Origin of the sequence: Eggerthella sp. (genome assembly GCF_048329335.1) — a bacterium.
In the GTDB taxonomy this organism is placed as follows: Bacteria; Actinomycetota; Coriobacteriia; order Coriobacteriales; family Eggerthellaceae; genus Eggerthella; species Eggerthella lenta.
In genome coordinates this window covers 1-10,120 of the sequence record NZ_DBFEGU010000311.1, presented here as the reverse complement: position 1 = coordinate 10,120, position 10,120 = coordinate 1, and the positions used below count along the sequence as shown (strand labels likewise).

At 66.8% G+C, this 10,120-nt stretch carries 8 protein-coding genes; 1 reads left to right on the top strand and 7 read right to left on the bottom strand.

What is annotated here, in order from left to right; all coding sequences use genetic code 11:
• The coding region (locus ACMO6A_RS09845; RefSeq protein ID WP_418471176.1) for a dimethyl sulfoxide reductase anchor subunit family protein at positions 1 to 927 on the bottom strand (927 nt) is incomplete at its 3' end.
• A gap of 206 nt (positions 928 to 1,133) precedes the next feature.
• On the opposite strand from ACMO6A_RS09845, the gene ACMO6A_RS09840 reads away from it, so the two are divergent.
• Positions 1,134 to 1,307, top strand: a complete 174-nt coding sequence (locus ACMO6A_RS09840; protein WP_009306088.1) for a hypothetical protein — start codon at positions 1,134 to 1,136, stop codon at positions 1,305 to 1,307.
• Between the two features lie 15 nt (positions 1,308 to 1,322).
• On the opposite strand, the gene dapB is transcribed toward ACMO6A_RS09840, so the two are convergent.
• From dapB to ACMO6A_RS09810, 6 genes are all read right to left on the bottom strand, one after another.
• The gene (gene dapB, locus ACMO6A_RS09835; RefSeq protein ID WP_086414991.1) at positions 1,323 to 2,123 is read right to left on the bottom strand and encodes a 4-hydroxy-tetrahydrodipicolinate reductase; all 801 of its coding nucleotides are present in this window, start codon (positions 2,121 to 2,123) and stop codon (positions 1,323 to 1,325) included.
• Positions 2,124 to 2,183: 60 nt separating this feature from the next.
• Entirely contained in the window at positions 2,184 to 2,672 is a 489-nt protein-coding gene (locus ACMO6A_RS09830; protein ID WP_086414992.1) for an HPP family protein, read from the bottom strand.
• Positions 2,669 to 4,162: an MDR family MFS transporter gene (locus ACMO6A_RS09825; RefSeq protein ID WP_192935130.1), complete on the bottom strand. Its 1,494-nt coding sequence runs from the start codon at positions 4,160 to 4,162 to the stop codon at positions 2,669 to 2,671. Before ACMO6A_RS09825 ends, ACMO6A_RS09830 begins: the two co-directional genes overlap by 4 nt.
• Positions 4,163 to 4,721: 559 nt before the next feature.
• Positions 4,722 to 7,985, bottom strand: coding sequence for a molybdopterin dinucleotide binding domain-containing protein (locus ACMO6A_RS09820; RefSeq protein ID WP_418471175.1), 3,264 nt, complete (start codon positions 7,983 to 7,985; stop codon positions 4,722 to 4,724).
• The gene (gene nrfD, locus ACMO6A_RS09815; RefSeq protein ID WP_035584167.1) at positions 7,969 to 9,306 is read right to left on the bottom strand and encodes an NrfD/PsrC family molybdoenzyme membrane anchor subunit; all 1,338 of its coding nucleotides are present in this window, start codon (positions 9,304 to 9,306) and stop codon (positions 7,969 to 7,971) included. Before nrfD ends, ACMO6A_RS09820 begins: the two co-directional genes overlap by 17 nt.
• Positions 9,307 to 9,321: 15 nt before the next feature.
• Positions 9,322 to 9,969, bottom strand: a complete 648-nt coding sequence (locus ACMO6A_RS09810; protein WP_009608127.1) for a 4Fe-4S dicluster domain-containing protein — start codon at positions 9,967 to 9,969, stop codon at positions 9,322 to 9,324.
• Between the last annotated feature and the right edge of the window lie 151 nt (positions 9,970 to 10,120).

Genomic DNA, 10,120 nt, shown 5'->3' with positions numbered 1-10,120 from the left:
CATGAGGCGCGCCACGAAGATGCCGATGAGCACGGCCGCGTTGCCGGCCACGAGCAGCGGGATGGCCGAACGGACGCCCACGGGAGCATCAGCATCGACGTCCTCGCGATCGCGCAGCGGGATGGCCGCCGCAGCACCCGCCGTCCTTCCCATCGCCGCCACATTGTGGCCGCCGGGCATGAGCGTGGCGCGCAGAGTCGCCAGCATAACAACGAACCCCACGATGGATATCACGAGGTACACCCACGAACCGGGAAGCACGTCGGAGCCCGGAAAGAACGCGTTGAACGTGGACTGGGCGAACAGCAGCTGCGCGCTGACGGCGACGATGGCCGCCACCACGCCGATAAAGGCCGTGAACAGCGCTACCGTTGGCAACCGCGTCAAGCGCGCTTCGGGCATCCCACCCGCGAGAGCGACGACCAGCACGCCGAGCGGCACGCCGCCTGCGATGCAGAACCCGATGATGCCGAGCGGCACGAGCGGAGAGTTCCAGGTGAGCACCGCGGAGCCCATGTACATCACCCCGATGCTGAGCGACAGCAGCAGCGAAGCCGCGCCCACTACGGTGGCGAACACCTTGCGCGGACGCTCGTCCAGATTGCCCGTCATCGCGATGATCCAGTACACCACGGCCAGCGCGATGAATAGCATGCCGGCGATGCCCACGAAGGACAACGGCGCGATGTCGACGCCTTGGAACAAGCTCATCGAATACTGCGGCGACGAGAGCGCCACGAACGACGCGATGTAGCCCACGGCGAGGATCGCCATCGGAAGCAGCGTCCAGCGGTCGATGCGGGCGAGGCACTCCTTGCTGAAACGCGAGGTCAGAAACGCCAGCGCCAGGCCGACGAACGCGCCCGAAGCCATCGGCACGAGCGTGGTGAACAGAACCATCGGCATTTGAAGCAATGCGAGATCCATACGATTTCACCTCCTCAGGATTCACGATGAATCCCCTAGCTGTCATATAAACAGCCCTCATCCTAGGAGCGCGAACAGGCAGGGCAGCTGACCCGCCGCCCCGTTTGAGAAGGTGTTGCCCGATCGTGACTTCGATGTCAGCGCGTCGCCCCCACCCCTGCAAGGCAAGCTGGTACCGTAGATGCTTCGACGAAAGGAGGGCCGCCATGACCCGTATCCAAAGAGGCTGGGCGGTGGCCGCCGTGCTGGCCGGCGCCCTGTTCGCCTGCACGATCGCCCTGTTCCTCGGTGGCACGATGCCGCTTGCGCCCGCGGCGGCGCTCGCGCTCATCGCCTGCGCCCTCTTCGTGACGGCCGCCCGCCAAGCCCGCCGCCCCTAGAAGGCGGGCGGTACGCTAACGCAGGTCGAACACGTCTTTAATGCTGTAAACGCCCGCGGGCTTTCCTTGGAGATACGCGGCGCAGTCCACGGCGCCGCGGGCGAAGCAGTCGTCGCCGTAGGAGTAGTGGGTGATCTCCAAACGCTCGCCCATGCCTCCGAAGTACACCTTGTGGTCGCTCGTGATATCGCCGGCGCGCAGCGAATGGAAGCCCACGCCGCCCGGCTTGCACGCGCCGCGGCCCTCGCGGCCGTACTCGGCCAGCTCGTCGAGCGTGGTGCCCTTGAGCTCCGCGATCATGTTGCCGATGATGACGGCGGTGCCGCTGGGCGCATCCAGCTTATCGCGGTCGTGCTGGTCGATGATCTCGATATCCGTCTCGTCCACGAGCGCCCGCGCCGCGATCTCCACCAACTTCAGCATCACGTTCACCATCTTCGAGGTGTTGCATTTGAAGATGATCGGGATGTGCCGGCCGGCCGCTTCGAATCGTTCGAACTGTTCGGGCGAGAACCCCGTGCTGGCCGTGACGAGAGCTTTCCCATGCGCCACGGCCAAGTCGAGCGTTTCGAGGCACTGCTCCACGCTGGAAACGTCGATGAGCGCGTCGCACGCGTCGATGACGGACGAGAGGTCGTCCGCCACGGGGATGCCCAGATCGCGTCCGAGGCCCACCACCTGGCCGAGGTCGCGGCCGATGTAGTCGCGTCCCGCAGGGCCCACGCCTCCCACCAGCTCCATACCCTCGCGCTCGGCGACGAATCGGCTGACGGGCTGCCCCATCTGCCCGAGGCATCCGACGACGATCACCTTCATGACGTTCTCCCTTCTCGACGCGCACCGATGCGGTTGATGCTGCCAGTATAAGCCCCGGCGCTACTCGGCGCTCGGCTCTTCCTCGCCGAACAGCACATCGAACAGGTAGCGGGTGATGGTGGCGCGGCGCACCATGCCGATGAGCCTGCCGTCCTCGTCGATGACCGGCACCTTCTTGAACTTCTTCTTCGCCAGCACGTCGGCGATCTCGCCGATGGTCTGGTCGGCCGTGGCGCACAGCACCCGCTGCACGGCCAGCTCCATGACGTTGCGGCGCTTGAGCGCGCGGGCCTTCTCCTCGAAGGACTCGTTGTCGTACAGCACCATGTTGGAGTACCCGCCGCCGAAGATGGAGCGCGTCTTCTGCGCGGCGACCGCCTTCATGATGTCGCCGTCGCTGATAAATCCCACCACATGGCGATCCTCGTCGATCACCACGAGCCCGCTCGTGCCCAGTTCGTTGAACAGGGCCACGACCTCGCCGAGGTCCTGGTCGTAGCGGCACGTGTACGCGTCCCGCTCCATGATGTCGCCGATCGTCCGATTCATCGTGCAGCTCCTTCCCGAGCTTCTTCCATTTCGATCTCAAGCGGCGCTTCGGCCTGGGATGCGGGCGAGGCGACCGCTTGCTTCTTGACGTTGCGCACCTTCAAGACGGCGATGACCAGAGCGATGCCGGCCACGGCCGCGGAGATGCCGTACGCCACGTCGATGCCCGCCGCCGTGGACAGCACCGGGCCGGCTTCGGCGTTCGCCGCGGTCACCATGGTCATCACCGTCACGATGAGGGCGGTGCTCACCGCGCCGCCCACCTGGCGCCCCGTGTTGCTGATGGCGTTGCCGTGCGCGATCATGTCGTTCGGCAGCGCGTTGATGCCCCAGGTGGTGACCGGCATGTTCGCCAGCGTCAGACCGGAGGACTGGATGACGTAGAACGCTACGAGGTACGCGACCATCGTCTTGTCGTCGACGAAGGACAGCGCCGCCAGCGAAGCGGTGAGCCCCGTCAAGCCCACGATGGCTATGACGCGCGGCCCGAACCGGTCGAACAGCATACCGCTGACCGGGCTCAGGAAGATGGTGGCCACCGCACCGGGCGTCATGAGGATGCCGGTTTCGAACGCTGTCAGTCCCAGCACGTTCTGCAGGTAGATGGGCAGGATGACGCTGCCCACGGCCAGCGCCGAGTTGACCACCGTCACGATGACGGCCGAGTACGCGAACGTGGGCGTTTTGAGAGCCCGCAGCTGCAGCAGCGGCTCCTCGATATGCAGCTGGCGATGGATGAACCACGCGAGCGCGACCACGCCCACGACGATGCTGTCGACGACCACGGCGTTGCCCCAGCCCAGCGTGCTTGCACTGGAGAAACCGTACAGCAGGCCGCCGAACGCGAACGTGGACAGGACGATGGACGGCACGTCGAGGTGCGGGCGCTTGAGCTCCCCCACGTTCGTAAGCAGGAAGAAGCTCACCGCCAGCACGAGGATGGCCAGCGGGATCATCGCCCAGAACATCATGCGCCAGCCCCACGCGTCGATGATGCCCCCGGCCAGCACCGGACCGGCCGCCGGCGCGCAGCTCATCACGATGCCGGCCATGCCCATGGCCGTGCCGCGCTTCTCGGGCGGGAAGATGAGCATGGGAACCACGCCCACGAGCGGCAGCTGCACGCCCGCGCCGGCCGCCTGCAGCACGCGGCCTACGATGAGCAGCTCGAACGTCTGAGCCCCCGCGCACAGCGCCGTGCCCACGATGAACGAGATCAGCGAGACGAAGAAGAGCTTGCGCGTGGAGAAGCGGTCGATGAGGAACCCGGTGATGGGCACCATGATACCGTTGACCAGCATGTAGATGGACGTCACCCACTGCGCGGTGCCGGCCGAGATGGAGAACGCGTCCATCAGCTTCGGCAGCGCGGGCGACAGGACGGTCTGGTTCAGGATGGCAAGGAACGCACCTGCCAGCACGATGCCGATGACGGTGATTTCCTTGCGAGTTACTTTGTGCTGTTCAGCAACCAATTGTTGTTCGTTCAAGAGCGCATCGACTTCCTTTGCGGACGCGTCGACGACCGAGCCGATACCCTCGCTCGCGCGCAGGAAGGCGCACGAAGAGAACGGCCGGCGATCGATCGGGGAATATGAATGAGGAAAGCGAAAACGCGGAGGCCGTCGAACAAGGCCGTCCGCTTACGAGAGTCCGCTCATCGATGGCCTTGCCACACGCCGGGGCCCACTTCGCCCGGCGCGCGGAACGCAGCCGTGCGCGAACGTCGCCGCGAAAGCTGGCGAAGGCTGGTGTAGCGCTCGAATATGTATAGAAGCGATTTCACAGCGGGCAAGTATAGCGGAAGCCGGAACCCCCGTATCTTCGAGAAAGTGGCCCGCTCCAAGCGAAATTCACAAACCAGCTCGCGCCCAGCGCGCGGCAGCCGCGCCCTTCCTCATAGCGCATCCCCTCCACGGCGGCGGCAGAGGTTCTGGGGAACCGAACGTCGCACGCCGCGCCGACCGCACGCCGCACCCATCACGAATCGGCGCGGGGAAGATCGCTGGACCGCATGGCCTTCCCCGCGCCCTAGAGTGCGCCGAATTCCTACGCCTTCCGCACGTCCACCCAGAGGTCGAACTGGGCGGCGCCGCCTCCGATAGGATCGGTCACGCCGCCTCCTCCGGCAAGCGTCTCCTCGGGCAGCAGCTCGTTCATACAGAAGCCGCGCCCCCGCCCGCCGGCGAAACCGGTCTTCTGCTTGCCGGGCTCGTCGCCGTCGAGGATGCCCTCTTCTTCAAGGTAATCGGGAGCCGGACCCATCAACATGCCGTCGATGGTGACCGCGCGCGCGGCGTAGCCCTGCTGGCCGAACGAGTAGTTGGCCCCCACCACGCCGGGACGAATGCCCTCGGTCACGCGCACGTGACCGGAAAGCGTGCCTTCAGGCCCCACGACCTCCACGACATCGCCGTTCTTCAAGCCGCGCTCGGCAGCGTCGGACGGCGACATCCATACGAAGTTCTCGGTGGTCGTCTCGCGCAACCATGACGCGGCGATGGTGCGGTGCGTGCCGTTCGTGCGCGCTTTCCAGTTGATGAACGCGAACGGTCGGTCGGCCGGCCGCGCCATCGGCGTGCCGTCGGCGAAGGCGATCGGCGCCGTATGGGCCAATCCGTCGAAGTTCTCACCGGTCAACGCGTCTTTCAGCGAAGCCGTCTTCGGGTCGTAGAACGCGCACAAGCCAGCGTACTTCGTCTTGATCAGATCTCCGTCGTAACCGTCGCCCTTCGCAGGGTCGGCCGACGCGAACCGCCCGCCGCGGTTCAGCACGTACACCACCTTCGGCCATTCCTCCTCGGTGACGGCGGCTTTCCACGCCTCCAGATCGAACGCCTCGCCCAGCGCGCGCTTGCGGGCGCGCTCGAACAGGGCCAGCTCGTCGGCATCGGCGTCGGGCGCCGGCTTCTCGCCAGCGTACGCGATGTTCGCGGCCATCTTCAACCAGTAGTCGTACTCGGTCGAAAGGGCCGCCGTGCCGCCGTCGCCGTCCTTGCCCACCGGCACGGCATGCTCGCCGACGCCCGGCAGCCCGAGGCGTTGCATGATGTCGAAGTACACGTCCTCCACCGAGCGCGGGCCGTCGAAGGCGCGCACCGCCGGCTGCCCCAGCTGGATGAGCTGGTACTGCTGGTTCGGATAGATGGATTCCTGGCTGAAGCGCTCGAGGTACACCTTGTCCGGTAACACGAAGTCGGCAAAGCGCGACGTGTCGCCTATCTCCACGTCGAACGACACCAGCAGGTTGATCTTGTCCTGGTCGCCCAGCACGTCGGCCAGTCGCCGCCCGCCGGGCGTGGAGTCCACCAGCGAATGGCGATGGATGAACAGCGCGCCCAAATGATCGTACACGTAGCCCGCGCGCAAGGTGGGCACGATCTCGTGCGACAGGTTGCCCGGCAGCGGGTACCACGGACGCGGCGCCGGATAGCCGTCCTGCTTGAAGTAGCTGGTCTTCTCGTACTCGGTCTTCTGGCGCGTGATGGGAATGCCCCATCCGGCATGCGCGTCCGGCACGGTCTTCAAGTCGTAGCGGCCCTCGAACGGCGCGAACTTCGCCGCGGCGGCGATGTGACCGCCCTTCCAATCGTGGTTGCCGATGAGGAAGTTGAGATACCCCACGGCGCGCACCGCATCGAAGCCGTTGGCGTGCATGGCCGGGCCGCGGTAGCTCATGACGCAGGCACGTTTGCCGTGCGACGTGAACTCGCGCGCCACCTCTTCCACCACGGAGGGCTCGATACCCGCATCGGCGGCGTACTCCTCCAGCGTTCGCTCCTCGACGCGCTCTTTCAAAAGCTGGAACACGCTCTTCACGCGCGCAGGCTTTCCCTTGATGTCGATCTCTGCGTCCACCAGCAGATCGGCGGCGCCCTCAGCGGCATCGGCGAGAGTCAACTCGCCGTCCACCAGCACGAAGCGCGCGTCGTCGGCCAGCGCCTCGCCGTTCGCGCCGGCCTCGCCCGCGCGCCCCAGCACCTTGGCCGTGACGATAGGCCGGTTCGGCAGGTCGACGGCCACGAGGTGCGTCGCATCGGACCAGGTGGGCTCGCCCAGTGCGGCGGCGGCCTTCTTGGAGGGCGCCGACAGGTAGGCCGCGTCGTAGCGCTCGTTCGCGATGATCCACGACATCATGGCGAACGCCAGCTCGGCGTCCTTGCCGGGAATCACGGGCAGCCACACGTCGGCCTTCGACGCGCTGCGCCCTTGGCGCGGATCGACCACGTACAGCTTCATGCCGCGCTCGCGCGCCACCGACAGGCGCGGAGCCAGCCACGACGGACCCTTGTTCGCCGTCATGGGCTCGGTGCCCCAGATGATAAGGCATTCGCAATGGTCGATGTCGGCGTACATGCGCTTATGGTTCGTCGTGGGGTGCGTGCGCACGTTGGCCATGACGCCCGTCATGCCGCACACGCCGCCGTGGTTGAAGTTGTTGACCGAGCCGAACCCCAGCTGCGTCAAGCGGTCTCCGACGAGGAACATGCGGTCGCCGCCGGCCGAGCAGAACAGGTTGGACTTGGGGCCGAGGTCGGGATGCTCCACGTCGATCAGCTTGTCGGCCCATTTCGCCGCGAAGGCGTCCTTGGTCATCTCGCCCGACTCCACAAGCGCGACATCGGCCTCCACCTGCTTCTTCGGCGCGTAGGCGTACCATTCGGCGATGCCCGGCGTGCCCAGCGCGGGCGACCCGTTCACGATCTCGTCGAGGGCCGTGTCCCAGCTGACCGTCTCCCACTCGTCCGACCCGCGCTCCCCCACGCGGCGCAAAGGCTGCGTGATGCGGAACCGGTCGTGCACGAGCTGAATGCCCGCCTGGCCCTTGAGGCAGATCATGCCCCCGTTCGAAGCGCGACCGGCCACGGCCATGTCGTCGCCGGGGGCGAGCGCTTCCTCGGGCCGCGTAGCGTAGGGGATCGGCGCGTAGGGCTGCGAGTTGAGCGGCGAGTACGGATTGCCCGCGATCTTGCGCACCAGCGCGGTGGCGCCGTCGTTCGCCTGCTTGCCGTCGGCCGCATCGGTCACGCGCACCTTGATGGTGCAGTAGCTGTTGCAGTTGTTGCACATGGACAGGATGACGTCGTCGGCCGTGTACGCGCCGGTGGCGTTGCCGCGCCCGTGAGGCTCGTCGGTCAGCGGGTCATCAGCGGCCATGTACGCGCCCAGCCCGCCTCCGGCGACCAAGGCGCCTGCGGCGACCGCGCAACCGGCGCCGACCACGGCGCGCCGCGAAGGCGTTCCGAACAAGCTCGAACGCTGAGGCTCGCTTGCGGCATCGCATCGCCGTCCGTCTTTATGCTGCGCTTCCATCGCGCACCTCCTTGCCCGTCGAAACCCCGCCGCACGACACGGCGGCCGAACCTGCGCCCTCGTAGGAGCTTTCCAACCGCGCCTCGCCCTCGCTCGCGCTCCTGCGTTCGAGCGGCAGCAGGCGCACAGCCAGTCCGTAGCAGCCGACGGCCAATCCCAGAACGAACAGCGTCACCATCGCCTCGCCCAAAGTGGGCACGTACGCAGGCAGGGGCATGCCGCCCAGAAGCGGAACCGAGAACCCTGCCACCACCAGCACGTAGCGCAGCGCCAGGATGCCCGCCATGGCGGAGACGGCAGCAGCGACCGTCCAAGCGCCGCCGGCCGCGCAGCGCGAACGAAACGCCCCCACGGCCAACAGCGCCGCGGGCACCGCCAGTCCCAGGCCGATCTCGCCGATCCAGAACAGCGGCGCCAAAGAACCCGACACCATCACGCCCACGGCCGTCGCCGACGCCGGATCGCCCGACAGCAACGGCGGGGCGATCTGGAAGAACACGCAGAACGCCAGCGCGAACAGCGACGCCGCCAGCACGCGGTTCAGACCCACGAGCGCGCTACCGTCCGGCCGCGCCCCGCGCAGCCGCGCGAGCAGCCGATATGCGACGATCAGGAACGCGGCAGCCGTCACCACGGCCATGACGTAGAACAGCACCGACGTGATGCCGCCCTCCCACAGCCCGCGCGTCTTCACCGCAGCGAAGAACATGCCCGTACCGCCCGGAGGGCCCACGAACGACGTGGCCACGCCCACCCCGGCCAGCACGCGGATGGCCAGGTTCACGTTGCCGCGCCGCCGAAGCGATTCCATGCTGGGCTCGCCAGCAGCCTCGGCAGCTCGCTTGTCGTTCAGCAGCACGAGCACGAACTGTGCGACGGCCACGACCATGAAGAACATATACGCCTTGATCTCCCAGGCCAACGGCGACGACCAATGGAAGAACAGCAGCGTTCCCAGCGAATGCCGGATGGCGCCCAGGTCGATGCCGATGAATATCATCGACACGACAAGCGACACCACGCTCAAACCAAGCGCCATGCGCGCGACGGGCGCGAAGCGGGGAATCCTCAGCAGGTAGACCAGCGCCGAAAGGAGGTACAAGCCGCCCGCCAAACCGGAGAACCAGATGTAGACGACCACCCACAAGCCCCAGGGCACGGAATTCGTGGCTCCCGCCATGCCCAGTCCGTTCGCCAAGCGGTCGTACATGAAGTACGCGCCCGCAACCAGCAGCACGGCTACGATCACCGCCCACACGATGGTAGCACGGCGCGAGAACGGTGCCGGCAGCCAGCGCCTGCGCTTCGTTTCAGATGCCATAGATGCTCACCTCGCTCATTTCAGATAGTAGACGGACGGGTTCGTGCCCAGCTCCTCGCGCAGGCGGAACGCCCGCGGCGAAGCGGCCAGCTGCGCCACCTTCGACGACGGATCGTTCAGATCGCCGAAGTAGCGCGCGTCGCCGATGCACGTCTCGCAGCACGCGGGCGCCTCGCCCTCGGCGATGCGGTGCGCGCAGAACGTGCACTTGCGCACGGTGCCGTACGTGCCCCGGTACTTCCCGCGCGCGCCGTGGTCCACGCCGTACTCGGGCGCCGTCACCTGATCGGCCGCCTGCATCTCGACTGCGTACGACGAACCCTCGTCGGCCGAGCGCGCGCCGTACGGGCACGCGGCGATGCAGTATTTGCAGCCTATGCAACGGTCGGCGTCGATGACCACGATGCCGTCATCGCCGCGGTACGTCGCGCTCACCGGGCATACCGACACGCAGGCGGGGTTCTCGCACTGCATGCAGGGACGGGGGATCGCCTCGATACGCACGTTGGGATACGCGCCCGTCTCCTGTTCCAGCACCACGTTGTACGTGACGCCCGGAGGCGTGCGGTTCTCGGCCTTGCACGCCACGGTGCACGAATCGCACCCGACGCACTTCGCAAGATCGATGACCATGCCCCAATGCGGAACGTGGGATTCTTCCATAGATGCCACCTCGATTCGTCGGAATACAGACGGGCGCTGCGCGGAGGGGGAGTGCGCAGCGCCCATGAAAGAGGAAAAGCGGCCGGAAGAGAAAGGGAGGGGGAATCCGGCCGCCAGCGCCCCGCCAGGGGGTGGGCGGGGCGCACGGGTG